We start from the raw sequence: 26,250 nt of genomic DNA on the forward strand, positions 1-26,250 counted from the left end.
GCCGCGCGACGGGGCCATGACCCCTGAACAGAACGAGGTGAGCAGGGGGACGGGGGACGTCATGGAACTGGGTATCGGTATCGGCTGGCGGCCGGAGATCGCGGCCGAGGTGGAGTCGCTGAGCGGGATCGACTGGGTGGAGGCGGTCGCGGAGAACCTCTGCGCCGACCACCTCCCGGACTCCCTGGTGCGGCTTCGCGAGCGCGGGGTGACCGTCGTGCCGCACGGGGTGGCGCTCGGCCTCGGCGGCGCGGACCGCCCCGACCCCGACCGGCTCGCCGGTCTCGCGGCGCGCGCCGAACTGCTGGGGGCGCCCCTGGTGACCGAGCACATCGCGTTCGTACGGGCCGGGGGGCCACTGACCGCGTCGCCGAGGCTGGAGGCGGGGCACCTGCTGCCGGTGCCCCGCACCTGGGACGCGCTGGACGTGCTGTGCGAGAACGTACGGATCGCGCAGGACTCGCTGCCGGTGCCGCTCGCCCTGGAGAACATCGCCGCGCTGATCACCTGGCCCGGCGAGGAGCTCACCGAGGGGCAGTTCCTGGCGGAGCTGGTCGAGCGGACCGGGGTGCGGCTGCTGATCGACGTGGCCAATCTGCACACCAACCACGTCAACCTCGGCCAGGACCCGGCGAAGGCGCTGGACGAACTGCCCGTGGAGGCCATCGCGTACGTCCATGTGGCGGGCGGGGTCGAGAAGAACGGCGTCTGGCACGACACGCACGCCCACCCGGTGTCCGAACCCGTCCTGGAGGTGCTGGCCGAGCTGCGCTCCCGGGTCGATCCGCCCGGCGTGCTGCTGGAGCGCGACGACGCCTTCCCGCCGGGCGCGGAGCTGGCGGGCGAACTGGACGCGATCCGGGCGACGCTGCGGAAGGCGGCGCCCTCGGCGGACGCGGGGCCGGACCGGGCAGCGCCACGGAAGGCCGTCCCCTCGGCGGACCGGGGGCCGCTCTCGAGCCCGGCCCCTGGTCCCGCGTCCGACGGCAGCGCCGGCACCGGGGCCCGCACGACCGCACCCGCCCCCGTGCCCGCCGGCACCCGTGACCGTACCGCCGTCGCGCAGACCGCCCTGCTCTCCGCCCTGGTCGCCGGAACGCCCGCCCCCGAGGGCTTCGACCACCGGCGGCTGCGGGTGCAGAGCCGGGCGCTGGCCGCCAAGCGTGCCGACGTCGTCGCCAAGGTGGCCCCCGAACTGCCGGAGATCCTCGGCGACGGCTACCGCGCCGCGTTCCTCGCGTACGCCGGGAGCCGCCCGATGTCCGGCGGCTACCGCCGTGACGCCCTGGACTTCGCGGAGCACGTGCTCATCGCGGGCGGTCCGGCCGATCCGGTGGCGCGGCGCCGGCTGACGTACTGGTGGCAGGACCGGTCGGGCGCCCGGCCCCCGCGCCGTACCACCCGTCTGGTCCGGGCGGCCCGTGCCGTCCTCGTGGGGAAGTGACCGCCATGAACACGCTCGCTCTGCTGGCGACCTTCGCGGTCGTCGTCTCGTCGGTGCTGCTCGTCGTCAAAGCGGTGGTCGAGCGGTCCCGCCGCCCCTCTCCGGGCCCCGGCGTCGCCCTTCACGACCTGTACGAGGTCGCGTTCCTCAACGGCGGTCCGGCGAGGGTCGTGGACACCGCCCTGACCGCCCTGCACGCGGACGGCCGGCTGGCCGTCGGCGGGCCCGGCATCGTCGCCGTCCAGCGGGCTCAGGCGAACGACCCGGTGGAACGCGCGGTGCTCCAGGAGCTGGCCGCCGCCCCGAACGGCGCCCTGCACGTCCTGCGGGAAGCGGTGATGCGGCACCCGGCGGTCCAGGAGGTCGGCGACGGGCTCGCGGCGCGCGGGCTGCTGGTGCCACCCCACCGGCTCCGCCCGCTGCGGCGGTGGGGGCTGACCCAGGGGATCGTGTGCCTGATCGCTGTGCCGCTGAGCATGTTGCTGACGTTCGTCCAGTTCGCCACGGACGACTCCCTGGACTTCTCGGTCCCGTTCATCATGAAGATGCTGCCCGCGATCGTGATCGGCTCGTTCACCGGGCTGATCGTCGCCAACTCCGCCGCGGGCCGCCTCACGGCGTCGGGGCGCCACGCCGCCCAGTCGTTCCGGGCCGCCTACGCCCATGTGGTGACCCCCGCCCATCTCGTCGCCACCCTGGGCCTGCGCGCCCTGCCGGACCCGGTGCTCCAGGCCCAGTTGACGGCCGCGGCACGGCTGAGCGCTCCGCGTCGGCGGTCCTCCGCGCGGGTCGGCGGATCCACGGCGACGGGTGTCACCGCCGTCGGCGTGGCGACGGTCTGGTGCGCCGCGTCCGGTCCGGGCGGCTCCAGTTGCGGCGGGTCGACCGGGGGCGGCTCCGGATCGGGCTGCGGGGGCGGCTCCGGGTGCTCCTCGGGGTCCGGGTGCGGAGGCGGCGGCGGGTCGAGCTGCGGCAGCTCCGGTGGTTCCAGTTGCGGAGGCGGAGGCGGGGGCGGCGGCTGCGGCGGTGGTGGGTCGTGAAGCAGGCTCCAGGCCTGAACAAGGCGCTCATGTAGGGATCTTGACCGCCCATCAGGGTGGATTCCGGCGACATTCCAGGGCGGTGCTGGACATATCCTCCTGACCGCCCGACCCTTCCTCTCCGCATCCGCAGAGAGGCCCCCGCGCGTGAGAACTGCTGCGCTCTACACATCGATCGGCTCCCTGGTCCTGTCCGCCCTCGCCGCCGCTCCGGCGGGGGCCTGGGAACGCCCCGGTTCCGCCGAGGCCCGGGGCGCCGCGATCGCCGCCGCCCGGGCCACCGCCGCCGGGATCGACTTCGCCGCCTGCCCCGAGGAGGAGATGCTCCCGGACTCCCTGAAGTGCGGCACGGTGACGGTGCCCCTCGACTACGCGGAGCCGGACGGGCGGCAGCTCGAACTGACCGTCAGCCGGACGCCCGCCACCGGTCCGGCGAAGGAGCGGCAGGGCGCGTTCGTCTACAACCCGGGCGGCCCCGGCGCGTCCAGCATCACCTTCCCTCTGGCCGGGGAGCTGCCGGAGTGGAAGGAGATCGCCGAGGCGTACGACCTGGTCGGCTACGCCCCGCGCGGGGTGAACGGCTCCTCCGCGCCGCTGAGTTGCCAGGACCCCGCCGCGTACACCAAGGGCCCGACCGAGGCGCCGACGCATCCGACCCAGGAGTACAAGGAGCGGCGCGTCGCCCGAGCGAAGGCGTACGCGCAGGGGTGCGCGGAGCACGCGGGCGAGACGCTGCGGCACTACACCTCGCTGAACAACGCCCGGGACCTGGACGTGCTGCGGGCCGCGCTCGGCGAGAGCCGGCTGACGTTCATGGGGGCGTCGTACGGGACGTACTTCGGGGCGCTGTACGCGACGCTGTTCCCCTCCCACGTACGCCGCATGGTCTTCGATTCGGCGGTCGACCCGGACCCGGAGCAGATCTGGTACCGCTCCAACATGGGCCAGTCGCTGGCCTTCGAGGCGCGCTGGGAGGACTTCCGCCGCTGGGTCGCCAAGCACGACGCCGTGTACCACCTGGGGACCACCCCCGAGGCGGTGCAACGGCGCTACGACGAGGTGCGGGCCGAGCTGGCGGTGAAGCCGGCCGGCGGCAAGGTCGGGCCGGGGCAGCTGCACTCGGCGTTCCTGGGGGCCGGTTACTACGACGACTACTGGGCGATGCGCGCGACGGCCCTGTCGGAGTACGTCCGGGGCAACCCGGAGCCGCTGGTCGCGCAGGCGTCGCCGCGCGCGGTGGCGGCGAAGGACAACGAGAACGCCCAGGCGGTGTACACGGCCGTCGAGTGCAACGACGCGCCCTGGCCCGAGGACTTCGAGGTCTGGGACCGGGACCACACGGAGCTGGCGCGCGTCGCGCCCTTCGAGACGTGGGACAACGCCTTCTCGAACCTGCCGTGCGCCTTCTGGCCCGCTCCCCGGCAGCGGCCGCTGGACGTCCGCGTGGGGTGGGGCGAGCTGCCGCCCACGCTGATCCTGGCGGCGGAGCGGGACGCGGCGACCCCGTACAAGGGGGCGCTGGAGCTGCGGAAGCGGCTGCCCGGCTCGTCGCTGGTGACGGAGCGGGACGCGGGTACGCATGGCATCGGCGGGGCGGGTAACACCTGCGTCGACGATCATCTGCGCCGGTATCTGCTGACCGGTGAGGTGCCGGGGCGGGGTGCGGACTGTGCCGCGCACCCGGAGCCCAACCCCGTGTCGCTGGACTGACGTCGGGAGAGAACGGAGCGGGGGCCGCCGCACCTTTACGGTGCGACGGCCCCCGAAGCCGAACCCGGTGTCGCTGGAGAGGCGGACGGCACGATCGGTGCCCGGTGCCCGACTCTCTGATCTTCCGGGTTGGGGTGGTGCGGGACTCGCTGGTTATGCGAGCCCGGCCACCAGGTCTGCGACGCTCTTCCTGCGGCCCGTGTAGAACGGGACCTCCTCGCGCACGTGGAGCCGTGCCTCGGAGGCGCGCAGGTGACGCATCAGGTCGACGATGCGGTACAGCTCGTCCGCCTCGAAGGCGAGGATCCACTCGTAGTCGCCGAGCGAGAACGAGGCGACGGTGTTGGCGCGGACGTCCGGGTAGCCCCGGGCCATCTTGCCGTGGTCCGCGAGCATGCGGCGGCGGTCCTCGTCGGGCAGCAGGTACCAGTCGTAGGACCGGACGAAGGGGTAGACGCTGATGTAGTCGCGGGGCGTCTCGTCGGCGAGGAACGCCGGGATGTGCGACTTGTTGAACTCGGCGGGGCGGTGCAGCGCCATGTTCGACCAGACCGGGTCGAGCGCGCGGCCGAGCTTGGTGCGCCTGAAGAGGTTGTACGCGTCCTGGAGCTGGTCCGAGGTCTCGGCGTGCCACCAGATCATGATGTCCGCGTCGGCCCGCAGCCCGGACAGGTCGTAGGTGCCCCGGACGGTGATGTCCTTGGCCGCGAGCTGGTCGAACAGCTCCTGGACCTCGTCGGCGTAGCCCGCGCGGTCCAGCGGGAGGACGTCGCGCAGTTTGAAGACCGACCACAGGGTGTAGCGGATGACCTCGTTGAGGTCCTTGGCCTTCTTGCCGGCGTTCGGACTCTTGCTTGATGTCACAGTCTCAGGAGCACTCATACGGCTATTGTCCCGCCTCGCTCCCCGTGCCCCGAACCAGGGTCGGCGTGGCGATGATCTCGCTCGCGATCTCGTCGGCCGCGCGGCGGGCGCTCGCGATGCAGGCGGGGATGCCCACCCCGTCGTAGACCGCGCCGCAGACCCGCAGGGCGGGCAGCTTGGCGACCTCGTCGCGGATGCGGGCGACCCGGGTCAGATGGCCGACCGGGTACTGCGGCAGGCCGCCGATCCAGCGGGTGACCTCGGTGTCGACGGGCCGGGCGGTGAGGCCGGTGGCGGCGGCGAGGTCGCGCAGGGAGACGGCGACGAGCTCCTCGTCCTCGCGGTGGAGGTGGTCCTCCTCGCCGTAGCGGCCGACGGAGGTGCGGAGCACGAACAGGTCGGGGGCGGCGTCGGCGACCCACTGCCACTTGTTGCTGGAGAACGTGGACGCCTTGATCGTGTGCCCGTCGACCGGCGGCACGAGGAAGCCGGAGCGGCCGCGCAGGGCCTCGTACGCCTCGATGTCGGTGCGCCGGAAGGCCAGGGTGACCAGGGCCATCGACGCGTACTCGACACCGGACAGCTCGGCGGAGGCGGCCGGGGACTCGGCGGCCAGCAGGGTGCCGGCCGACCAGGCGGGGGTGGCGAGGACGATGCCGTCGGCGGCGATGGTCCGGGTGTCGGTGCGGACGGCCCAGCCCGATTCCGTACGGGTCAGGCCGAGGACGGGGGTCTCGGTGAGGATCTCACCGCCCCCGGCCCGTACGGCGTCGCCGACGGCGGCCGGGAGGGTGCCGATGCCGCCCGCGATGCCCTGGAAGACGGGGCCGGTCTGCTGCCGGGCGGCGGCCCGCTCCTGGATGCGGCGGACGCCGTCGAGCAGCGGGCCGCCCTCCTTCATGGCCTCGAAGAGCTGGGGTACGGCGGCGCGCATCGAGATCCGGTAGGCGTCTCCGGCGTAGACCCCGCCGAGGAGGGGCTCCACCAGCCGGTCCACGACCTCGCGGCCGAGCCGGTCGGCGACGTACGCGCCGACCGCGACGTCGTCGCCGACGGGGGTCGGGGTGAGGTCGCGGTCCTCGGCGATCCGGGCCAGGCCCTCGGGGGACAGCACCTCGCCGAGGACCGCCGGGTCGCCGGGGACTCCCATGACGTGGCCCTTGGGCATGGGGCGCAGCGCGTCGCGCGTCCAGAGCGACGCGGTGGCGGTGGCGGGCGGCTGGAGCCGGTCGCCGAGGCCCACCGCCTCGGCCAGCGCGACCGCCTCGGGGCGCCGGGCGAGCATCGACTCGGCCCCCAGGTCGACCTGGACGCCCGCGATCTCGCCGGTCATGAGCTTGCCGCCGAGCCGGTCCGTGGCCTCCAGGAGGGTGACCCGCAGGCCGGTGGCGACCAGGTGGTGGGCGGCCGCCAGACCGGCGATGCCGCCGCCGATGACGACGACGTGCCCCGGGGGCGTTTCCGCACGCTGTTGAGAACGCTGCATGGGTCCACTCTCTCAAACCCGTACCGAGTCCTGACCGTGACCGCTTCGAAACCGCCCTCCGGCAACCGGTGCCGGAGCCGCCGCGTCGAACGTTCACCATCAACGAACGTCCTGGGGGGACCAGTTATGGATGTGGAGAGCAAGAGCGGGCGGTCGTTCGTCCGCGCACGTGCGGCGCTCGTGGCCGGGTCGCTCGGCCTGCTGCTCGCCGTCGGCGGCTGCGGGGCGTCGGGCGACTCGTCGGACGGCGCGAAGGCGGACGTGAAGTCCGCGCCGCGCGAGGGGTTCGCGGACGAGGGCGGGGCAGCCGCCTCCGCCGCTTCCGAGGAGCAGGCGGACGGGAAGGCGGCCGGGAAGAAGGCGGCACCGAAGCCGGGGGGCACCCATGTGATCCGTACGGCCACGCTGTCCGTCGAGGTGAAGAGCGTCCCGAAGGCCGTGGCCGCCGCGCGCGGTGCGGCGGAAGGCGCGGGGGGCCTGGTCGCGTCGGAGAACACCGAGCGGCTCGACGACACCTACGAGACCTCGCACCTGGTGCTGCGGGTGCCGCAGGAGCGGTTCCAGGAGGTGCTGCGGGAGCTGGCGGGTTCCGGGAAGCTGCTGTCGCGCACCTCGAACGCGAAGGACGTCACCGACCAGGTGGTCGACGTGGACAGCCGGATCTCCACCCAGCGCGCGAGTGTGGCGCGGGTGCGGGAGCTGATGGACCAGGCGGAGAAGATCAGCGATGTGGTGGCCCTGGAGGGCGAGCTGAGCAGCCGTCAGTCCGATCTGGAGTCGCTGCTGGCCCAGCAGGCGAGCCTGAAGGACCGGACCTCGCTGGCGACGATCACGCTGGACCTGACGCCGCCGGACGCCCCGGGCGACGACGGGTCGAAGGACGAGGACCCCGGGTTCCTGGACGCGCTGGGTGGCGGCTGGGACGCGTTCGTGACGATGCTGCGGTGGATCGCGGTGGCGTTCGGGGCCGCGTTCCCGTTCCTGCTCACGGCGGCCCTGGCGGTCGTGGTGTGGCGGGTGCTGCGGAAGCGCAAGGCCTCGCGCCGTGCGGCTCCGGTGGTGACGACGGCCCCGGCCGGGAAGGACGGTGCCTCGGCCTCCTGAAGCGCTCCGGCGTCGTAGCGTGGGGCCCTGATTCGCCGATGCGGCGAACCGGCGGAAGGGACCCGGCATGGCAGCGGAGCGACTGGTGGTCATCGGCGGTGACGCGGCGGGCATGTCCGCCGCGTCTCAGGCCCGCAGGCTGAAGGGGCCGGACGCGCTGGAGATCGTCGCGTTCGAGCGCGGCCACTTCACCTCGTACTCCGCCTGCGGCATCCCGTACTGGGTGGGCGGCGACGTCGAGGCCCGGGACGACCTGATCGCGCGCACCCCCGAGGAGCACCGCGAGCGGGACATCGATCTGCGGATGCGGACCGAGGTGACCGAGCTGGACGTGGCCGGTCAGCGGGTGAAGGCGCTGGACCGGGAGAGCGGGGAGACGTACTGGACGGGCTTCGACAAGCTGGTCATCGCCACCGGGGCCCGTCCGGTGCGCCCGGCGCTGCCGGGGATGGACGCGGCCGGGGTGCACGGGGTGCAGACCCTGGACGACGGGCAGGCGCTGCTGGACTCGCTGGACGCGCTGCGTTCCGAGGGGCCCCGGCGGGCGGTCGTGGTGGGCGCAGGGTACATCGGCGTCGAGATGGCCGAGGCGATGCTCAAGCGGGGCTTCGAGGTGACCGTCCTCAACCGGGGCGAGCAGCCGATGGCGACGCTCGACGCGGACATGGGGCGGCTCGTCCACGAGGCGATGGACGGTCTCGGCATCACCACGGTCAACGGGGCGGCCGTGACGAAGATCCTCACGGGTCCCGACGGCCGGGTCACCGAGGTGGCGACGGACGCGAGGACGTATCCGGCGGACGTGGTGGTCCTCGGCATCGGCGTGGAGCCGGAGACGGGGCTCGCGCGCGACGCGGGCCTGCCGGTGGGGCCGCACGGCGGACTGCTGACGGACCTGGCGATGCGGGTCGTGGGCCACGACAACATCTGGGCGGGCGGCGACTGCGTGGAGGTCCTGGACCTGGTGGCGGGCCGCACCCGGCACATCGCGCTGGGCACCCACGCCAACAAGCACGGCCAGGTGATCGGTTCCAACATCGGGGGCGGCTACGGCACGTTCCCCGGTGTGGTCGGTACGGCGGTGAGCAAGGTCTGTGACCTGGAGATCGCCCGGACCGGGCTGCGGGAGAAGGACGCCCGCGCGGTGGGGCTGCGCTATGTCACGGCGACGATCGAGTCGACGGGGCGGGCGGGGTACTACCCGGGGGCGAAGCCGATGACGGTGAAGATGATCGCGGAGCTGCGTACGGGCCGGCTGCTCGGGGTGCAGATCGTCGGCCGGGACGGGGCGGCCAAGCGGGTGGACGTGGCGGCGGTGGCGCTGACGGCCGGGATGACGGTGGAGCAGATGACGGCGCTCGACCTCGGCTACGCCCCGCCGTTCTCGCCGGTCTGGGACCCGGTGCTGGTGGCCGCCCGCAAGACGGTGGCGGCGGTGCGGGGCGCGGGGAGCTGAAATACCCCGGGGGCCGGCCTTCCGGCCGGCCCCCGGGGTATTTCAGCGCGCGGTCTGCTCGTGGACGTACCCCACGAGGCGGGTGAGCGCGTCCGGGTCCATGTTCGGCATGACGCCGTGGCCCAGGTTGAAGATGTGGCCCTCCAGACCGGCGGCGGCGTCCAGCACCTCGCGGGTCTTGGTCTCGACGGCCGGGGTCGGCGCGAAGAGCACCGCCGGGTCGAGGTTGCCCTGGAGCGCCTTGCCGGGGCCGACGCGGCGGGCGGCCTCGTCCAGCGGGACGCGCCAGTCGACGCCCACGACGTCCGCCCCGGCCTCGCCCATCAGACCGAGCAGCTCGCCGGTGCCGACGCCGAAGTGGATGCGGGGGACGCCGTAGGGGGCGACGGCGTCGAAGACCTTCGCGGAGGCGGGGAGCACCGCACGGCGGTAGTCGGCGGGGGCCAGTGCGCCGACCCAGGAGTCGAAGAGCTGGACGGCGGAGGCGCCGGCCTCGATCTGCACCTTGAGGAAGGCGCCGGTGATCTCCGCGAGCCGGTCCACGAGGTCGGCCCACAGCTGCGGGTCGCCGTACATCATGGCCTTGGTGCGCTCGTGGTTGCGCGAGGGGCCGCCCTCGACGAGGTAGCTGGCGAGCGTGAACGGGGCCCCGGCGAAGCCGATGAGCGGGGTGGCGCCCAGCTCGGCGGTGAGCATCCCGATGGCCTCGGTGACGTACGGGACGTCCTCGGGGGTGAGGTCGCGCAGCCGGGCCAGGTCGGCGCGGGTGCGGATCGGCTCGGCGATGACGGGGCCGACGCCGGGCTTGATGTCGAGGTCGATGCCGATGGCCTTCAGGGGCACGACGATGTCGCTGAAGTAGATCGCGGCGTCGACCTTGTGGCGGCGTACGGGCTGCAGGGTGATCTCGGCGACCAGCTCCGGCATCATGCAGGAGTCGAGCATCGCGATGCCCTCGCGGACCTTCAGGTACTCGGGCAGCGAGCGTCCCGCCTGGCGCATGAACCAGACCGGTGTGTGCGGGACGGGTTCGCGGCGGCAGGCCTTGAGGAACGCCGAGTCGTGGGTGGCGTTGCGGACCGCGTCGAGGCTGGCGGAGGTCGTCGTCTGCTGGCCCGAAGGGCTGTCGTTGGCACTCACGCACAGAATCTTCGCACGCGTGCCGAAGGAGCCCGGCCCCGCACGGGTGTCTGTCCCTGCGCGCGGCCCGCCTTCCGCCTACTCTTCCCCGCATGGCTCCGGCTCAGGGACAGTTTTCCGATCATTCCGACGGCGTTGAGGACAAGGACCGCGGGGAGGAGGGCCCTCCCGTGCCTCCCGCGTTCCTGGCGGCGGTGGACGCGCTGCGCTCCGCGCGGCTGCGGCCGGAGCTGGAGGTGGAGGCGACCAGGCCGCCCCAGCGCCTCGCGCCGCACGCGTACGCCCTGGAGGCGGCGGTGGTGGACGGCGAGGACGATCTCGCGGACGGCAGACTGGTCCTGCTGCACGACCCGGCGGGGCACGACGCCTGGCAGGGGGCGTTCCGGCTGGTGACCCTGGTCCGCGCGGAGCTGGAGCCGGAGATGGCGGCGGACCCGCTGCTGCCGGAGGTGTGCTGGTCCTGGCTGACGGGTGCGCTGGACGCGCGGGGCCTGTCGTACGGGGAGGCCGGCGGGACGGTGACACGCGCCGGATCGCACTACTTCGGTGCGCTCTCCGCGCGCCGTCCGGCGACCCAGATCGAGATCCGCGCCTCGTGGACGCCGAAGGAGTGGCGCGGCGGGATCCCGGACACCGCGTCACACCTGATGGCCTGGGGCGATCTGCTGTGCCAGATCGCGGGGCTGCCGCCGTCCGATCTGTCCGACGCGGCGGTGGTGACGTTGCCGCAGCGGCGCGGGCCACAGGTTTCGTAACACTCCGTCACCCGTATCGCACATACGCCGGATCTCTTTTCGTACAATCGATCGCGCGTCCTATTTGCCCGAATTGTTACTCACCAAATCGTGATCTTCCCCTAAAGGAGGACGGGTCCGCTGCCGAAGAGGTCAATGACCCTTCAAGCACGGTTCGCCCCCGGCTTCATCCCCCGAGCCGGCCCGTCCCGCCACTCCCCCCAGGAGGCCTGGTGTCCGTTCTCCTTGAGCAGCCCGCAAGCCTGGTCGCCTACCGCCCGAACAAGCCGACGGCCATGGTCGTCGTGGCCGACCCGCGCGTCCGTTCCACCGTCACCCGCCATCTGTGGGCCCTCGGAGTACGTGACGTCATCGAGGCGTCGTCCATCGCGGAGGCACGTCCCCGCGTCGGCAACCCGCGCGACATCTGCATTGCCGACGTCCACCTGCCCGACGGTTCCGGGCTGACCCTGCTGTCCGAGACCCGCGCCGCAGGCTGGCCCAACGGTCTCGCCCTGTCCGCCGCCGACGACATCGGCGCCGTTCGCAACGCCCTCGCGGGCGGCGTGAAGGGCTACGTCGTCACCGGCACCCGAACCAACATCGGCCACCCCACCCGCCCCGGCGTCGCCCCCATCGGCGCCAACGCGGCCCGGATGCACCGCAGGCCTCCCGGTTCCCCGAGCCACCCGGGCGGCTACCGCGAACTCTCCGGACGTGAGGTGGAGGTCCTCCGCCTGGTCGCCGAAGGCCAGTCCAACAAGGCCATCGGCGTCTCGATGGGCCTCTCCGCCCTGACCGTCAAGTCCCACCTCGCCCGCATCGCCCGCAAGCTCGGCACCGGAGACCGTGCCGGAATGGTCGCCGTCGCCCTGCGGACGGGCATCATCCACTGACCGCACCCCCGCCAGGACGTGCACCGATGCGTCTCCGGCTGGATTACGTGCATGGCCGCCCGTCGACGGAACGTTCCGTCGACGGGCTCCGTGCATACACAGATACCCTTGACACGTGACCGACGCCCAAGAGACCGCAGCAGACACTTCACTGCGAACCACCGGGGGCGCTCCCCCGGACGACGTCGCCCCGGCGCCGATCCCCTTGCTGGAGCCGCGCGAGGGAATTCCCCCGGTGGTGACGTCCGACGACGCCCTCGCCCGGGTGATCGCCGCCTTCGCCGCGGGCACCGGCCCCGTGGCCGTCGACGCCGAGCGCGCCTCGGGGTACCGCTACGGCCAGCGCGCCTACCTCGTACAACTGCGCCGCGAGGGCGCGGGCAGCGCCCTGGTCGACCCGGTCGGCTGCCCCGACCTCTCCGGTCTCGGCACCGCGCTGGACGGCACCGAGTGGATCCTGCACGCCGCGACCCAGGACCTGCCGTGCCTGCGGGACATAGGCATGACCCCCACCTCGCTGTTCGACACCGAGCTGGCGGGGCGGCTCGCGGGCTTCCCGCGTGTCGGCCTCGGCGCGATGGTGGAGAACGTCCTCGGATACGCCCTGGAGAAGGGCCACTCCGCGGTCGACTGGTCCACCCGCCCGCTGCCCGAGCCCTGGCTGCGCTACGCCGCCCTCGACGTCGAGCTCCTGATCGACCTGCGCGACGCGCTGGAGGAGGAGCTGGAGCGGCAGGGCAAGCTGGAGTGGGCCCGGGAGGAGTTCGACGCCATCGCCGCCGCGCCGCCGGCCCCGCCCCGCAAGGACCCCTGGCGCCGTACGTCGGGCATGCACAAGGTGCGCCGCCGCCGTCAGATGGCCGTCGTCCGGGAGCTGTGGACCACCCGTGACCAGGTCGCCCAGCGCCGGGACGTCTCGCCGGGCAAGGTGCTCGGCGACGCCGCGATCGTCGAGGCCGCGCTCTCGCTGCCGGTCGATGTGCAAGCCCTGACCGCGCTGCCGGGATTCGGCCACCGCATGGGCCGCCGTCAGCTGGAGCAGTGGCAGGCGGCCGTGGACCGGGCCAAGGCGCTGCCGGAGTCGGCGCTGCCGCAGCCGGGCCAGCAGCCGGCCGGGCCGCCCCCGCCGCGCTCCTGGGCCGACAAGGACCCGGCCGCCGCCGCCCGGCTCTCGGCCGCCCGCACGGCGGTCTCCGAGCTGGCGGAGCGCCTGCACATGCCCCAGGAGAACCTGATCACCCCGGACACCGTGCGCCGGATCTGCTGGGAGCCGCCGAAGAACCCGACCCCGGGCGCCGTCGAGGACACCCTCGCCGGATACGGGGCGCGGAACTGGCAGATCCAGCAGGTGGCCCCGCTCCTGGTCCGGGCGCTGGACGCCACCGCCTGACACCCGCGAGGAGCTGACCCGGGGGCGGGCATGGGGACCACGGCGTACGGGGACTGGATACGCGACTTCGAGGCGGCGCGCGACGAGCGGGCCGAGCGGGGCGATCCGGAATGGCGGACCGGGGTCCCCCTGCACCCCGCGATCCGGCGCAGTGTCCAGCGCTTCCAGGTCGGCGAGGACGGCGACGGGGTCGAGCTGATCACCAAAGCGGAGGCGGCCGGTGACGCGGAGTACGCGTCGGCGGTGCGGATGTTCGTCGCGGAGGAGCGAAATCACGCCAGGTTGCTGGCGCTTCTGCTGGCCTCCGGCGGCGCGCCGGTGATCGCCTCGCACTGGAGCGACCGGGTCTTCGTGACGCTCCGCCGGGCCCTGGGGCTCCGCCTCGAACTGCTGGTCCTGATGATCGCGGAGGTGGTCGCGCTGCGGTACTACCGGACCCTGCGGGACGGGGCCGACGACGCGCTGACGCGGGAGGTGGCGGGGCGGATCCTCGCCGACGAGGAGCGGCACGTGCCCTTCCACTGCCACCGCCTGCGCCGCGCGCTGCACCCGCTGCCGCCGCCGGTGCGGGTGCTGGTGACCTCCGGGTGGCGGGCCGCCCTGGCCGGGGTCGCGCTGGTGGTGGCCGTGGACCACGGCCCGGCGCTGCGGCGGCTGGGGGTGGGCCGGGGACGGTTCGTGGCGGAGGTGGTCCGGTCCTCGGGGCCGATCGCCGCGACGATGCGGTGAGGGGGAGGCCACCCGGGGCGGTGTGACCTTCGACGCTCCGGCCGTGGGGGGTGGGCAGTCTGGTTACCCGCAAGTAGCATGATGGCAGGCGGTGCGTCCCCGTGGCGCGCCCCGCAGCAGTGCCATCCCGCACCCTGGAGGAGAGCCACCGTGCCTCGTACCATCCGGGACGTCGTCTTCGTCGACGGCGTCCGCACCCCGTTCGGCAAAGCGGGCCCGAAGGGCATCTACCACGAGACCCGCGCCGACGACCTCGTCGTGAAGGCCATCCGGGAGCTGCTGCGCCGCAACCCGGACCTGGACCCCAAGAAGATCGACGAGGTCGCCATCGCCGCGACCACGCAGATCGGGGACCAGGGCCTCACGCTGGGCCGCACCGCCGGAATCCTGGCCGGTCTGCCGCAGTCCGTCCCCGGCTACTCGATCGACCGCATGTGCGCGGGCGCGCTGACCGCCGTCACCTCGACGGCCGGTTCCATCGCCTTCGGCGCGTACGACGTCGTCGTGGCCGGTGGCGTCGAGCACATGGGCCGCCACCCGATGGGCGAGGGCGTCGACCCGAACCCGCGCTTCGTGTCGGAGAAGCTGGTCGACGAGTCCGCCCTGTTCATGGGCATGACGGCGGAGAACCTGCACGACCGCTACCCCACGATCACCAAGCAGCGCGCCGACGAGTACGCGGTGCGTTCGCAGGAGAAGGCCGCCAAGGCGTACGCCAACGGCAAGATCCAGCAGGACCTGGTACCGGTCTCGGTGCGCCGCACCAACGCCGAGGCGGGCGAGACGGGCTGGGGCCTGGTCACCGCCGACGAGCCGATGCGCCCGGGCACCACGCTGGAGTCGCTGGCGGGCCTCAAGACCCCCTTCCGCGCCCACGGCCGGGTGACGGCCGGTAACGCCGCGGGTCTCAACGACGGCGCCACCGCCTCGCTGCTCGCCGCCGAGGACGTCGCCCGCGAGCTGGGCCTCCCGGTCAAGATGCGCCTCGTGTCGTACGCCTTCGCGGGCGTCGAGCCGGAGGTCATGGGCTACGGCCCGATCCCGGCGACCGAGAAGGCGCTGGCCCAGGCCGGTCTCTCGATCTCCGACATCGGTCTCTTCGAGATCAACGAGGCGTTCGCCGTGCAGGTGCTCGCCTTCCTGGAGCACTACGGCATCGCGGACGACGACGCCCGCGTGAACCAGTACGGCGGCGCGATCGCGTACGGCCACCCGCTCGCCTCCTCCGGTGTCCGGCTCATGACGCAGCTGGCCCGGCAGTTCGAGGAGCAGCCCGAGGTCCGCTACGGCCTGACGACGATGTGCGTCGGCTTCGGCATGGGCGCCACGGTCATCTGGGAGAACCCGAATTTCGACGGAGGCAACAAGTGAGCTCCACCACTGAGCTTCTGAAGGGTGCGGCCGAGCTGTTCCCCGGCGAGGTCGTCACGCAGGCGCACGTACGCCACCTGGACCTGCCGTCCGGTGCCGGGCGGTTCGCGCTCATCACGCTGGACAACGGCCTGGACCACACCAAGCCGACCACCTTCGGACCGCAGTCGCTGGCGAACCTGGACGCCGCGATCGACCAGGTCGAGAAGGAGGCGTCGGAGGGCACCATCACCGGCGTCGGCATCACCGGCAAGCCGTTCATCTTCGCCGTCGGCGCCGACCTCAAGGGCGTCGAGCTGCTCGGCCGCCACGAGGACGCGCTCGCCATCGGCAAGGGCGGCCACGACGTCTTCCGCCGCCTCTCCGGCCTCGCGGTCCCGACGTTCGCGTACTACAACGGCGCGGCGATGGGCGGCGGTGTCGAGGTCGGTCTGCACTGCTCCTACCGCACCGTCTCCACCGCGATCCCGGCGTTCTCGCTGCCCGAGGTCTTCCTCGGTCTGGTCCCCGGCTGGGGCGGCTGCGCGCTGCTCCCGAACCTGATCGGCGCGGACCGCGCGGTCTCGGTGATCATCGAGAACTCGCTCAACCAGAACCGTCAGCTCAAGGGCAAGCAGGTCTACGAGCTCGGCATCGCCGACGCGATCTTCGAGGGCGCGGACTTCCTGGAGCAGTCGCTGATCTGGACCGCGGCCGTCCTCAAGGGCGAGCTCGCCGTCGAGCGGCCCGAGATCGACCGCGGCGAGGGCTGGGACGCGGCCGTCGCCCGCGGCCGGGCCATCGCGGACTCCAAGGTGCACGGCGCGGCCCCGGCCGCGTACCGCGCGCTGGACATCATCGCGGCGGCCAAGGACGGCGACCTGTCCGTCGGCTTCGACGCCGAGGACCAGGCGCTCGCGGACCTGATCATGGGCGGCGAGCTGCGCAGCGGCATCTACGCCTTCAACCTGGTCCAGAAGCGCGCCAAGCGCCCGGCCGGCGCCCCGGACAAGAACCTGGCCCGCCCGGTCACCAAGGTCGGCGTCGTCGGCGCCGGTCTGATGGCCTCGCAGCTGGCGCTGCTGTTCCTGCGCCGCCTGGAGGTCCCGGTCGTCCTCACGGACATCGACCAGGAGCGCGTCGACAAGGGTGTGGGCTACGTCCACGCCGAGATCGAGAAGCTGCTCGGCAAGGGCCGCATCAACCAGGACAAGGCCAACCGCCTCAAGGGCCTGGTCTCCGGTGTCCTCGACAAGGCCGAGGGCTTCGCGGACGCGGACTTCATCATCGAGGCCGTCTTCGAGGAGATCGGCGTCAAGCAGCAGGTGTTCGCGGAGGTCGAGGCGGTCGCCCCGGCGCACGCGATCCTCGCCACCAACACCTCCTCGCTGTCGGTGACCGAGATGGCGTCGAAGTTGAAGAACCCCGAGCGGGTCGTCGGCTTCCACTTCTTCAACCCGGTCGCGATCCTCCCGCTGCTGGAGATCGTGCGCGGCGAGCAGACGGACGACGCCTCGCTGGCCACGGCGTTCGGTGTGGCCCGGAAGCTGAAGAAGACCGCGGTCCTGGTGAAGGACGCCCCGGCGTTCGTCGTCAACCGCATCCTCACCCGCTTCATGGGCGAGATCCAGAACGTCATCGACGAGGGCACCCCGGTCGAGGTCGCGGAGAAGGCCGTCGAGCCGCTCGGCCTGCCGATGTCCCCGCTGGTGCTCCTGGAGCTGGTCGGCCCGGCCATCGGCCTGCACGTCTCCGAGACCCTGAACCGTTCCTTCCCGGAGCGCTTCACCGTCTCGCAGAACCTCGCGGCGGTCGTCAAGGCCGGCAAGCGCGGCTTCTACGTCTACGACTCCGGCGCGCCGGTCCTCGACCCCGAGGTCGCGGCGCTCCTCAAGCAGGGCGACACCGTCCTGACCGAGGAGCAGACGCGCGACCGCGTGCTCGACGCGGTGGCGCAGGAGATCGGCCTGATGCTGGAGGAGGGCGTCGTCGCCGAGGCCCAGGACATCGACCTGTGCCTGATCACCGGTGCGGGCTGGCCCTTCCACCTGGGCGGCATCACGCCGTACCTGGACCGTGAGGGCGTCTCCCAGCGGGTGAACGGCAAGCCGTTCCTCGCGCAGGGTGTGGCGAGCGTTCCGGCGTAACGCCCGGTTCACGACGAACGGGCCGTACGGGATCATCCCGTACGGCCCGTTCCGCATCACCAAGTGCCGCTGAAGGGGCGGTGGTTGCACACCTCGCCGCACTCCTCACGGGAGCTGCCGGCCGCGCGGATGCCGCTGTTCTCCGGGATGCCGACGACCTTGAACCGGACGGCGGTGGGGGCCGATTCCTGTGCGCCGAACAGCGCGACGGCCTCGACGGCGTGGTGTCCGGCCCGCCAGCGGTGGGCGTGGGTGTAGTGCCACTCCCCCTTCTCGTCCACGGCGGTCGCGCCGATCAGCCGTCCGGCCTCCATCAGGACGACCTTGGTGGCACCGGGCCGGGTGCGTCCGGCGAAACGGACCTTCGGCCCCGAGAACTTGCCCTCCTTCGGGGCGGTGATGACGGGCGGCTCCACTCCGGCGAGCACCTGGAAGTGCTGCTCCACCGGGGGTGAGCAGCCGTCCGCCCGCAGCGCGACGCACTGGACGACGTGCTCGCCCGGGGTCCACTCGACGGCGCGCCGCCACAGCCACTGGCCGGCCGCGCCCACGCCCGTTCCGCCGATGTACCGGCCCTGCTCGAAGAAAAGCAGGTAGTCCGTGCCCGGCGCGGCCGTTCCCGAGAACTTGGTCATCGGGCCCACGGTGGCACCGGCGGCCGGGCGCGCGAGGGTCGGCGCACCACCTGTGCGCGACCCGTAGTTCAGCGCCGACTCGGGCGACTGGACCGTGAACTCCTGGGAGACCGCGGGCAGTCCCTCGGGCTCCATGAGTGCCGCGACGTCCACGTCGGCGCGGCCGAGTACGGACTGCTCGACCAGGGCGGCGACGACGAGGCGGGCCACCTCGTAGGCGCCCGGGTGGTTCAGGTGGCTGGAGTCGATGTTCCCGTCCGGGTGGAGGGGGTGCTCGCCCGCGTCGACCCAGCAGAAGTACTGGCGCAGCCGGGTCGGCCCGATCCTGGACCACAGGCTCATCGTCATGCCGGTGAGGTCGATGAGCGGCACCCCGCGCTCGGCGGCCGTCTCCGCCATGGCCCGGGGGTAGTCGCCGCGGGTGTTCTTCACCTCGCCCGTCGCGGAGAAGGCGTAGCGCGCGGTGGGGGTCACCATCACCGGTACTCCCCCCTCGCTGCGGATGTAGTCGGTGAAGAGCGCGAGGAGTTCCTGGTACTCGGGCACGGGCACGTACCGCATCCCGTTGTGGATCATGTGGTCCACGCCGCCGAATCCGAGCAGGACGATGTCCCCGGGGCGCATCCGGTTGAGCAGGCCGGCGAAGCGTTCGGTGTAGTACTTGCGCGTCGTCATGGCGCTGCGCGCGTAGTTCGCGACCTCGATCGGGCCGACGAGCAGTTCCTGGATCTTCTGCCCCCAGCCGGCCATGGGGGCTTCCTCCTCCGTGCGTGGCGCCGGAACGGAATCCCCGAGGACAAATATCGTGCGGTTCATTTCATCCCCATTCAAGGATCTCTAGCGGTCGACCACGTTCATGGCCATGGCTCCCGACGCGGAGCAGTAGGGGCGCACCCGGACCGGTCTGGCCGGGTGGAGCCGGGCGAAGTCGGAGGGCTCGTCCCCCACCACGGGTACGGCGGGGTAGACGAACACGCTCTTGACGTCCGGGAAGTCCTCCAGGAGGTGGCAGACCCGGAGCTTGCGCCAGTTGTCCGGTTCCGGCTGGAGCCACCAGTCCCAGTCCTCCCACCGGTCGAGCCGGTGGTCGACCACCTTGCGGACCGGTACGTCGACGCGGAAGGCGTTGCCCGGGAGCACCCGGACCGGAACGGTGAAGTTGGCCGCGTGCGGGCCGCGGCGGCTGACGACGAAGAGGGCGCCGGGCTCGATCCGGCCGGCCCCGCAGAGGACGCCCTCCACCGTGATGCCGTGCTCGCCGACGGCGACCGAGGTCGACTCGACGTGGTCCTGGCGCAGCACCGTACGGAGCATCAGCTTTCCGTTCGGCTGGGCGTAGGGGAGGTTCCAGCCGACGGGCCCGGACCCGACGCCGGCGAGGACGGCGGCGCGTGCGCCGATCAGCTTCCGGGTGTCCCGGATACCGGCCTTCATATGGACACCGGCCGCCCGGGCCGAGGTCATCGTGACCCGCCATCTGCCGTCCCCGAGGTCGTCGAGGGCCGAGGGGGTGAGGGCGGCCGTGTAGCGGGTTCCGCCGTTGGGGAGCGCCTTGCGGGTGGTGCGCAGCGGCATGTCCGGGCGGCGTTTCCCGTCGGACGGGTTGTGCCGGAGGGTGAACTGCCAGCGGTACTTCCCGTCCTGCGGGCCGCTGGCGGCGAACCTCAGCCAGCCCGCGTCGTCGGCCGTGACGTCGACCGGTGCGGCGGTGAGCGGTACGGGAGGGGAGACGGCCGGCTGCCCGGCGGAGGCCGTGGAGCCGGAGGGGGCGCGGTAGCCGCGGTCGGCCGCTGAGCGTCGGCGTACGGCGTCGTCGAAGAGTTCTTCGTATCGCGCCGCGACCGCGTCGGGGTCGTAGCGGGTGGAGTTACGCAGGGCGGCCAGGCCCATGTCGCGGCGGAGCCGGTCGTCGGACATCAGCAGGCGCAGGCCCTGGGCGACCGCGTCCGCGTCCTCGGTGCGGACGAGCAGGCCGTCCTCGCCGTGGCGCAGGATCTCGCGCGGTCCGACGGGGCAGTCGGTGGAGACGACGGGCAGTCCGCAGCGCATGGCCTCCACCAGGGTCATGCCGAAGGACTCGGCGCTGGAGGTGACGGCGGCGATCGAGCCCTTGGCCCACTCGGACTCGATCGGTGAGAACCCGCCCATGAGCAGGGCCCGGCCCGCGAGGCCGAGTTCGGTGACGAGCGCCCGCAGTTTGGCGGCTTCGCCGCCGTCGCCGTAGATCCTCAGCTGCCAGTCCGGGAACTCGTCGGCGAGCGCGCCGAAGGCGCGGATGAGCAGGTCGTAGCGTTTGACGTGGTGCATACGGCCGGCGCTGACGATGACCTTGCTGGAGCCGTCCGACGGTTCCACGGCGGGCCGGGGCACGCTGTTGGGGATGCCGACGACGGGGATGCCGGGGACCGGGGTGTTCTCCAGGAAGGAGCGGGCGTCCGCCTCGGTGACCGTCGTGACGGCGTCGAGCCGGGGGTAGACGCGCGCCATCTCGGCCCGGACCGCCGGGGGGATCGCCAGATGGGTCATGTGCTCCTGGGCGACACGCAGCGCCGCGTCGCGGGTGTGCCGGGCGACGAAGAGGTTGAGGCTGGGCCGGGTGCCCACCACCACATCGGCGGAGGTCCGGCTCAGCTCCTGGATGATCCGCGTGTCGGTGAACCTGCTGTACTGGGCGTAGAACTCCTCCTGGCGGGGAACGACGCCGCTCGGCTCGTCGCGGCCGCTCGCCTTGAGGTCCGGCGATCCGGGGCGCAGGTCCACCAGCGCCCGCACGGTGATCCGCGGTGAGATCTCGAACTTCGTCGCGGTGGCCCGTCGGAACACCGAGACGATCTCGATCTCGTGGCGCGCGGCCAGCGCCTCGGCCAGGTTGATCACCGTGCGGTTGGTTCCGCCGATGCCGTAGATGTTGTTGATCAGGAACGAGATCTTCACCGTGCTTCGCCCTCTTTGAGCTCGAAGGGGCTGGGCACCGGGAAGTAGGAGTCGAGGAAGGCTTTCAGCATGAGGGTCTGCTTGTTCACGTCGAAGGTCTCGGAGACCGTGTCGTTGATGCAGAAGGCCTGGCGGTCGCGGCGGGCCAGCAGGATGCCCAGCCTTCTGGAGATCTCGGGCTTCGCCAGGTCGAGGTAGGCGAAGCTGATGTCGGAGGGCACGGCGCGTCCGGTGAAGTACGCGTAGTAGTGGTAGAGCGAGGACGGGATGGAGATGTCGGTCGCGCTGCGGAATCTGCTGTGCGACGTGCTGTGGTACGCCTCGGCGAACTCCTTCTCCATCTCGTGCAGCACGCTGCGCCGCAGGGCGTAGGGCGCGTGCCGGAGCTTCTGCACGATGGCGGAGCCGAAGTTGTCGAAAATGATCTTCCTGTTGTTCTTCCCCGCGGCGTCGACGGGCCGGTCCCCGTCACCGAGGTCCCGCCTGGGCACCTGCGAGGGGGAGAAGAAGGTGCGGGTCATGCCGTTCGACAGGAAGAAGTCGCCGGCCGTGGTCGGGCAGCCCAGGAACATGTCGTCGTTGAAGTAGAGGAAGTGCTCGGACAGGCCGTCTATGTGGTGCAGTTGGCTCTCGATGGCATGGGAGTTGTACGTCGGCAGCGCGACCGGATCGTGGAAGATCTCGGTGTGGTCGACCACGGTGAGGCGAGGGCTGCGCAGGTTGAGCCACTTCGGGGTCTGCCGGTCGGTGACCAGGTAGACATGCCGGACCCAGGGCGCGTTCTGCTCCAACGCCCTCAGGGAGTAACGGAGTTCGTCCCGGCTGATGTAGCGGGCGGCGTTCGCCGACTCGGCGTGGTAGCCGCCCCCGCCGTACTGGGCCCGCCGCTGCTGCCACTCCGGTGAGGAGCCGTCCACCCAGGTGTAGACGACGTCCACGGGGAACCGCACGTCCTCCGGCAGGGTGTCCGCGCACGCCTCGATCGTGCGCACCGACCGGGTCCGGCGGGTGTGCAGGGCGGCGAACCCGGTCAGCCGGCTGACCGGTACGCTGACCCGCGGCTCGTCCAGCGCGACGTCCTCGGTGACCCGGTTGGGCCGGGGTGCGACCAGGCGGCCGTCCTCGGCCCGCCAGAACTCGATGTCGCAGCCGTAACGCAGCCCCAGCACCAGGGAGTTGCCCGGGTCCGCCCAGACCATGCCGGTGCGGAGCACCCGGGCCTGCCGGCCGGTGCGGGTGGCCCGCGAGGAGCCGCAGAGGGCCGATCGGCCGACGAGCCGCTCGCCGGAGCAGGCGGAGACGTAGACGGGTGCGGTGCCGCGCGTGGTCGCCAGCGCGGCGACCACCCGTTCGCGGTCCGCCTCCGCGACGGCGAGGGCCGACCGGAAGTCGGAGGTGCCCCGGACGGCGAAGTAGTCGATCCCGGCGTCCTCCAGGAGGGAGACGATCAGTTCCAGGTTCGCTTCGCGCAGGCCCAGCGGGGAGGCGGTGGAGCGCACGAGGGCGATCATTCCGCCCCGGCCGGAGAGTACGGCGAGGCGTTCCGAGGCCCCGAAGAGATGGGGCCAGCGACGTCGCGCCCGGCGGCCCCGGACGAACCGCGCGACCAGGGTGAGGATGTGGAGGCGGCGCAGGAGCCCTTTGACCCCGCTGCGCAGGCGCACGGGGACGCGGCGGGCGACCCGGCGTCTGAGGGAGCGTGGAACGAAAGTGCGGTACACCCCGACGACAGCCGATGCCTCCGGATTGCTTGTGCTCACGTGTACGTTTCCGGGTCCTCTGGGTGGGCGTGCTCGAACGGGCTCGCCACGGGGAAGTAGCGGCGCAGGAATGCGACGACCTTCTCGCCGCCGCCGCGCAGGAGAGCCTCGTCGCTCCCGAGCCCGAAGAACTGGAGCTGCTGCAGGTCACGGCGTACGAGCAGGCGCTGGAGCCGCAGGGAGATGTCGGGGAGGGCCGCGTGCAGCACCGCGGTCGGCTCGCCCGAGGGGTCGGCCTGCCCGGCGGCGTACGCGAAGTGGTGGAAGAGCCCGTCGGCCGGGTGGCACTCGGGAAGCCTCGGATGCGTCTGCCCGTCCGGCGCGGCCGCCCCCATGGCCCCGGTGTTCGCGAGCCGGCCGAGCACGGAGCAGCTGTAGGGCTGCGGTCCCGGGGCGTAGGACTGGGTGACGGCGCGGCCGGTCGTGGCGTACGCCTGGGCGGTCCAGGGGGCGAAGGACTCCTCGGCCGTCCACCGCGCCCGGCGCGGGCGGGTCGTGCCGTCGGGCATGAAGTAGTCGAACGGGCGGGTGGGGCGTCCGAGGAGCGCGCCGGGGCGGAACAACAGGAAGTGCTCCGCGATGTCGGGGATGAGGTGGAAGAGGCCGTCGGCCGGGTGGCGGTGCACCACGGCGAGCCTGCCGTCGAAATCGGCGAGCCACGGGGGCACCGGTGCGTGGGCCACGACGTGGATGACGTCGGTCCAGGGGGCGTACTGGTGGAGGGAGCGCAGGGTGGCCCGCAGCAGTTCCTCGCCCCAGGGGCCCGGGTGCTCCCACAGCAGGACGGCGTCGACCGGGAAGGAGATCTCTTCGAGACGGGGGATGTCGAACGCTTCGAGGGTGACCGAGGGGTTCAGATCGCCGTCGATGTCGCTGTAGCCGGAGAGGCGGTCGAAGGCGATCTCGATCCCCACGGCGTCCCGGGGGACGACACGCTGGACCCGGTTGGGGCGGGGTCCGACCAGCCGCTCGTGCGACAGGTCGGTGTTGACCGTCCAGAACTCGATCTCGATGCCCTGGTCCTCGCCGACCCAGAGGTTCTCGGTGGGCTCGGTGCGCAGCCAGACCACCCGGATCGCCTTGGCCCGGCCGTAGTTCTTCCAGGCCTTGAGGTGACTCCCGGGCGTCATGCGGGTGTCGTCGTCGACGGGCGAGGCCGACACGACGTAACCGGTGTGCTCTTCGAGCAGGGCGCGCAGGACCCGGCGCACCTGCCCCTTGTCCTGCTGTTCCACGGCGATGCAGATGCGCCGGTCGTCGAGGGCCGGGACCGCGAACCAGGGGATCTCGGCGGCGTCCAGGGCGGAGGTCACCAGGTCGTGGTCGAGGCGGCGGGCCAGGTCGACGGTGAGTCCCCGGTGCACATGGCCCACGCGGCCGTCGGGGGTGCGCGTGCGGCGCTCGGAGGCGCTCGCGAAGTCCCCCTTCCGCACGAGCCGCAGGGCGCGCTGGTGCAGGCGCGCCTCACGCCGGTTCAGGGTGCGGACCAGTCCGCCCTTGACCTTGCGCCGGACCCGGGGCGGCACCCGGCTGCCCGCTACGGCCCGCACGGGGCGGGGGACGATGCGCTGGTAGACCCGGGCGGCGGAGTTCGCGTCGGTCATGTCAGGAACTCCGTTTCATCGCTCGTAGGGGCTGGGCACGGGGAAGTAGGCGTTGAGGAATCCGTCGAGAACCTCTTGCTGGGCCTCGATGTCCTCCGGGGTGGAGAAGGCGTCGTTGAGACAGAAGGAGTCCTGGCTCCGGCCGTCGAGGAGCCGTTGCAGCCGGTCCGCGAGATCGGGGACCGCCAGCTGGAGATAGGTGAACGGCATGGCCGCCGGTTGCGCCCGGCCGGTCAGCGCCGCGTAGTAGAGCCCGAGGGACGACGTCGTGGACAGGTCCGTCATGGCCCGGAAGCGGCTGGCCGCCGTACGCGCCCAGGCCTGCGGGAACGCCTGCTCCGCCTCCTCCATCACACTGCGGCGCAGGGCGTAGGGGATGTGCTCCATGGGCTGGGTGATCACCCGGCCGAAACGTTCCCTCAGAAGCGCGCGGTTGTTCTTGCAGGCCGCGTCGACCGGGGTGTCGGTGTCGGCGACCGGGCCCTGGGGGATGCGGTTGCGCGAAGGGAAGTACCGCGCCTTTCCACTCGGGGCGAAGAAGGCGTGGGGTGTCACCGGGCGGCCGATGAACATGTCGTCGTTGAAGTACAGGAAATGCTCGGACAGGCCCTCGATGTGGTGCAGTTGACTCTCGATCGAGTGCGAGTTGAACGTCGGCAGGTCCGCGGCGTCACGGAAGATCTCCCGGTGGCTCACCACCTGGATCCCGGGCACGTCCTCGCGCAGCCACGCCGGCACCTGGTCGTCGGTGACGATGTGGATGGTGCGGATCCAGGGGGCGAACATGTGGAGCGACCGCACCGAGTAGCGCAGTTCGTCACGGCTGATGAAGCGGGCGTCGCTCGCGGACTCCGCGTGGTAGACCTCACCCTTCGCGGCGGCCTTGCGCTGCTGCCAGGCGGGGTCGTTCCCGTCCACCCAGGTGTAGACGGCGTCGACGGGGAAGGTGATGTCCTCCACGCAGTCGACCAGGAACTCGGGCCGGGTGGGCAGCGCGGGCGCCTCGTGCTCCGGAGTGTGATCCGACACCAGACGGCTGAACAGCCGGGCGGCCCCGAGGACGTTGGGGCCCTCGCCCGAGACCGCCCAGGTGACCCGGTTGGCCCGGGGCGCGACGAGATGCGTACCGCGCCATGCCCAGAACTCCACCGCGCAGCCGTATTCGTGACCCATCACCAGGTGCCGGCCGGCGTCCGTCCGGTACCAGCTGGCCTGCACCGCGGCTGCCGTACGGACCCCGCGCCAGGCTTTGGGGTCACGGGAGGAGCGGGGGCCGGCGGGCGCCACGGCCTGCTCGTCGATCACGCTCAGGTGTCCCGGGTACTGCCCCATGCCGCGGAAGAGGGCGCCCAGGACGGCTTCCCTGTCCTCCTCGGCGACGGCCAGGACGGTGCCGTGGTCCGAGGCGCCCCGGACGGTGAAGAAGGACACTCCGGCGGAGCGCAGGAGATCGGCGACGGCGGAGCGGTTCGCCTCCCGTGCGCCGAGCGGCGTGAGGCCCGGTTCGACGTAGATGTCGTCGGCCGTCGGGGCGCTCGGGGCGGCCGGCTGCGGACGGGGCCGGGGAGCCGCCGCGGCGACGGGCCCCCGTGAAGGGCCGGGCAGGGGTTCCGTGAAGGGCCTCACCGTCGGCTCGGGAATGATCGTCAAGACCATCGCCCCGAACGCGGGTCGCACAGAAGCCGCCGCACGTCATCCACCCCTCGATCCGCCGCCGGTCGACGACCGGCAGTACTCCCAGCGGATCCCCCCGTGGGCCGCCACTCCGTGCTTTTTTCACCACAAGTCGTCACCAAGGACAGATGAAAGAACTTCAAGTTTCACAGA

The 26,250-nt window shown here is 72.2% G+C and carries 19 protein-coding genes; 11 read left to right on the forward strand and 8 right to left on the reverse strand.

The window, feature by feature from the left end:
* Positions 1-61: 61 nt before the first annotated feature.
* From IE134_RS08315 to IE134_RS08325, 3 genes are all read left to right on the forward strand, one after another.
* Complete coding sequence (locus IE134_RS08315) at positions 62-1,444, forward strand: MbnB/TglH/ChrH family RiPP precursor modification enzyme (RefSeq protein ID WP_030709858.1); 1,383 nt, start codon at positions 62-64, stop codon at positions 1,442-1,444.
* 5 nt (positions 1,445-1,449) lie between these two features.
* Positions 1,450-2,484, forward strand: coding sequence for a TIGR04222 domain-containing membrane protein (locus IE134_RS08320; protein ID WP_030709856.1), 1,035 nt, complete (start codon positions 1,450-1,452; stop codon positions 2,482-2,484).
* 147 nt (positions 2,485-2,631) lie between these two features.
* Complete coding sequence (locus IE134_RS08325; RefSeq protein WP_030709855.1) at positions 2,632-4,194, forward strand: alpha/beta hydrolase; 1,563 nt, start codon at positions 2,632-2,634, stop codon at positions 4,192-4,194.
* Between the two features lie 153 nt (positions 4,195-4,347).
* Here IE134_RS08325 and hemQ read toward each other — a convergent pair whose 3' ends face one another.
* Entirely contained in the window at positions 4,348-5,076 is a 729-nt protein-coding gene (gene hemQ / locus IE134_RS08330; protein ID WP_006128414.1) for a hydrogen peroxide-dependent heme synthase, read from the reverse strand.
* A 4-nt stretch (positions 5,077-5,080) separates the two neighbouring features.
* On the reverse strand, positions 5,081-6,544 hold the full coding sequence (hemG, locus tag IE134_RS08335; RefSeq protein ID WP_189430079.1) for a protoporphyrinogen oxidase: 1,464 nt from the start codon (positions 6,542-6,544) through the stop codon (positions 5,081-5,083).
* 126 nt (positions 6,545-6,670) lie between these two features.
* Between hemG and IE134_RS08340 the strand changes: the two genes are divergently transcribed.
* Positions 6,671-7,648, forward strand: coding sequence for a DUF4349 domain-containing protein (locus IE134_RS08340; protein WP_098018881.1), 978 nt, complete (start codon positions 6,671-6,673; stop codon positions 7,646-7,648).
* Positions 7,649-7,715: 67 nt separating this feature from the next.
* On the forward strand, positions 7,716-9,104 hold the full coding sequence (locus IE134_RS08345) for an FAD-dependent oxidoreductase (RefSeq protein ID WP_098018883.1): 1,389 nt from the start codon (positions 7,716-7,718) through the stop codon (positions 9,102-9,104).
* Between the two features lie 42 nt (positions 9,105-9,146).
* On the opposite strand, the gene hemE is transcribed toward IE134_RS08345, so the two are convergent.
* Positions 9,147-10,244, reverse strand: coding sequence for a uroporphyrinogen decarboxylase (gene hemE, locus IE134_RS08350; protein WP_030709846.1), 1,098 nt, complete (start codon positions 10,242-10,244; stop codon positions 9,147-9,149).
* 92 nt (positions 10,245-10,336) lie between these two features.
* Between hemE and IE134_RS08355 the strand changes: the two genes are divergently transcribed.
* The 6 genes from IE134_RS08355 to IE134_RS08380 all read left to right on the forward strand — a co-directional run bounded on the left by IE134_RS08355 (position 10,337) and on the right by IE134_RS08380 (position 17,490).
* The gene (locus tag IE134_RS08355; protein ID WP_032786866.1) at positions 10,337-10,999 is read left to right on the forward strand and encodes a DUF3000 domain-containing protein; all 663 of its coding nucleotides are present in this window, start codon (positions 10,337-10,339) and stop codon (positions 10,997-10,999) included.
* A gap of 212 nt (positions 11,000-11,211) precedes the next feature.
* Positions 11,212-11,874, forward strand: a complete 663-nt coding sequence (locus IE134_RS08360) for a response regulator transcription factor (RefSeq protein WP_003965521.1) — start codon at positions 11,212-11,214, stop codon at positions 11,872-11,874.
* A gap of 115 nt (positions 11,875-11,989) precedes the next feature.
* Entirely contained in the window at positions 11,990-13,264 is a 1,275-nt protein-coding gene (locus IE134_RS08365) for an HRDC domain-containing protein (protein WP_030709842.1), read from the forward strand.
* Positions 13,265-13,294: 30 nt separating this feature from the next.
* Complete coding sequence (locus IE134_RS08370; RefSeq protein ID WP_189430081.1) at positions 13,295-13,993, forward strand: ferritin-like domain-containing protein; 699 nt, start codon at positions 13,295-13,297, stop codon at positions 13,991-13,993.
* A 150-nt stretch (positions 13,994-14,143) separates the two neighbouring features.
* Entirely contained in the window at positions 14,144-15,364 is a 1,221-nt protein-coding gene (locus tag IE134_RS08375) for a thiolase family protein (protein ID WP_030709839.1), read from the forward strand.
* Positions 15,361-17,490 (forward strand): 3-hydroxyacyl-CoA dehydrogenase NAD-binding domain-containing protein, encoded by a 2,130-nt coding sequence (locus IE134_RS08380; protein ID WP_189430083.1) that lies wholly within the window; start codon positions 15,361-15,363, stop codon positions 17,488-17,490. The genes IE134_RS08375 and IE134_RS08380 overlap by 4 nt, the downstream gene beginning before the upstream one ends.
* Before the next feature lie 56 nt (positions 17,491-17,546).
* On the opposite strand, the gene IE134_RS08385 is transcribed toward IE134_RS08380, so the two are convergent.
* Genes IE134_RS08385 through IE134_RS08405 form a run of 5 tightly spaced genes read right to left on the reverse strand, consistent with a single transcriptional unit; the run spans position 17,547 to position 26,079 of the window.
* Positions 17,547-18,941, reverse strand: a complete 1,395-nt coding sequence (locus IE134_RS08385) for a GDSL-type esterase/lipase family protein (RefSeq protein ID WP_030709837.1) — start codon at positions 18,939-18,941, stop codon at positions 17,547-17,549.
* A 21-nt stretch (positions 18,942-18,962) separates the two neighbouring features.
* Positions 18,963-21,059 carry a glycosyltransferase family 4 protein gene (locus IE134_RS08390; protein ID WP_030709836.1) on the reverse strand — a complete coding sequence of 699 codons (2,097 nt, stop codon included), beginning with the start codon at positions 21,057-21,059 and terminating at the stop codon, positions 18,963-18,965.
* Positions 21,056-22,819 (reverse strand): stealth family protein, encoded by a 1,764-nt coding sequence (locus IE134_RS08395; protein ID WP_030709834.1) that lies wholly within the window; start codon positions 22,817-22,819, stop codon positions 21,056-21,058. Before IE134_RS08395 ends, IE134_RS08390 begins: the two co-directional genes overlap by 4 nt.
* A complete protein-coding gene (locus tag IE134_RS08400) occupies positions 22,816-24,423 on the reverse strand; it encodes a sugar phosphotransferase (protein WP_030709832.1) in 1,608 nt (535 codons plus the stop codon). Before IE134_RS08400 ends, IE134_RS08395 begins: the two co-directional genes overlap by 4 nt.
* Before the next feature lie 15 nt (positions 24,424-24,438).
* A complete protein-coding gene (locus tag IE134_RS08405; RefSeq protein WP_078614340.1) occupies positions 24,439-26,079 on the reverse strand; it encodes a stealth family protein in 1,641 nt (546 codons plus the stop codon).
* Positions 26,080-26,250: the final 171 nt, after the last annotated feature.

The organism is Streptomyces rubiginosohelvolus, assembly GCF_014649875.1.
In the GTDB taxonomy this organism is placed as follows: domain Bacteria; phylum Actinomycetota; class Actinomycetes; order Streptomycetales; family Streptomycetaceae; genus Streptomyces; species Streptomyces rubiginosohelvolus.

Excerpts from the sequence above, each read along its gene's own strand:
- hemG (WP_189430079.1), bottom strand. The coding sequence starts at position 6,544 with ATGCAGCGTTCTCAACAGCGTGCGGAAACGCCCCCGGGGCACGTCGTC.
- IE134_RS08315 (WP_030709858.1), top strand. The coding sequence starts at position 62 with ATGGAACTGGGTATCGGTATCGGCTGGCGGCCGGAGATCGCGGCCGAG.
- IE134_RS08370 (WP_189430081.1), top strand. The coding sequence starts at position 13,295 with ATGGGGACCACGGCGTACGGGGACTGGATACGCGACTTCGAGGCGGCG.
- IE134_RS08320 (WP_030709856.1), top strand. The coding sequence starts at position 1,450 with ATGAACACGCTCGCTCTGCTGGCGACCTTCGCGGTCGTCGTCTCGTCG.
- IE134_RS08405 (WP_078614340.1), bottom strand. The coding sequence starts at position 26,079 with ATGGTCTTGACGATCATTCCCGAGCCGACGGTGAGGCCCTTCACGGAA.
- IE134_RS08340 (WP_098018881.1), top strand. The coding sequence starts at position 6,671 with ATGGATGTGGAGAGCAAGAGCGGGCGGTCGTTCGTCCGCGCACGTGCG.
- IE134_RS08355 (WP_032786866.1), top strand. The coding sequence starts at position 10,337 with ATGGCTCCGGCTCAGGGACAGTTTTCCGATCATTCCGACGGCGTTGAG.
- IE134_RS08400 (WP_030709832.1), bottom strand. The coding sequence starts at position 24,423 with ATGACCGACGCGAACTCCGCCGCCCGGGTCTACCAGCGCATCGTCCCC.
- IE134_RS08385 (WP_030709837.1), bottom strand. The coding sequence starts at position 18,941 with ATGAACCGCACGATATTTGTCCTCGGGGATTCCGTTCCGGCGCCACGC.
- hemQ (WP_006128414.1), bottom strand. The coding sequence starts at position 5,076 with ATGAGTGCTCCTGAGACTGTGACATCAAGCAAGAGTCCGAACGCCGGC.
- IE134_RS08345 (WP_098018883.1), top strand. The coding sequence starts at position 7,716 with ATGGCAGCGGAGCGACTGGTGGTCATCGGCGGTGACGCGGCGGGCATG.